Raw genomic sequence first — 890 nt, forward strand, 5'->3', positions numbered from 1 at the left:
TATTTCTGCCTGCTCCATGTGGAGCAAAACCTAAATTATTTTTAGTAGTTTTTCCTTCAATAATTAAAACTGGTTCAGACATATTTAAAGGTATTAATCTTGGACCTGTAATATCTGGCATAAATTTATCATCTAATGGAGTTGCTCCCTTAGCGTGGTAAAACAAATCACCATCCTTAAAAACAAAATTATGCTCATTCCAAAAACGGTTTTCCTTTTCTAATCCTAACTTTTCTAAAGTAGCATCGTGTAAAACTTCATGGTTTTTCTTTGTCCATTTTCTTACAATTTGTAAGGCTTCCCAGTATGCTTTTCCTTCTTCTGTTTTAAATGGAATCCAAGCATTCTGTTTTAATGTATTTGGAGATAATTCTTGTCTAAATTGTTCAGCAATTTTCATTCCTTTTCCATATAAATTAGCACCAAAACCTCTACTTCCATGATGTGTAATTAACATTGTATTGCCTGTTTTTTTTGATTTTCCAACAAATAAAAAATGATTCCCATCTCCTTGAGTTCCTAAATGACTTCTGGCTGCAGAAATACATTTTTCATTATTTAAAAAAGTATTAGCTTCAATTTCTGCCAACAAATCTAAAGGAAGTCGAAATTGAGAATTTCTATCTCTTCCTCCAGGTCCAAAATGAGTAATAGAATGTGCTGTATCTAAAACATCTTTAGGGTTTGCTTTTCCAAAATCTGTTAACATAACAGAACAACAAATATCTGCACTATGCATACCCGGATGAATGGCGTTTTTGGCAACAACAACTCCACCAACAGGAATTGTTCCTTCAGGTCCTGTAGGACATGCATCTGGCATAATAGCTCCATCAACTAAAGTTGGTGTTTTCATCAATATTTTCATAGTTGTAACCACTGTTTTTACA

The 890-nt window shown here is 33.0% G+C and carries 1 protein-coding gene; it reads right to left on the minus strand.

Annotated elements, in window-relative coordinates; genetic code table 11:
• A partial coding sequence (locus IU405_RS00150; protein ID WP_197436650.1) for an RtcB family protein occupies positions 1 to 890 on the minus strand: 890 nt, incomplete at both ends.

It is taken from the genome of Polaribacter sp. BAL334, assembly GCF_015767435.1.
Lineage (GTDB): Bacteria > Bacteroidota > Bacteroidia > Flavobacteriales > Flavobacteriaceae > Polaribacter.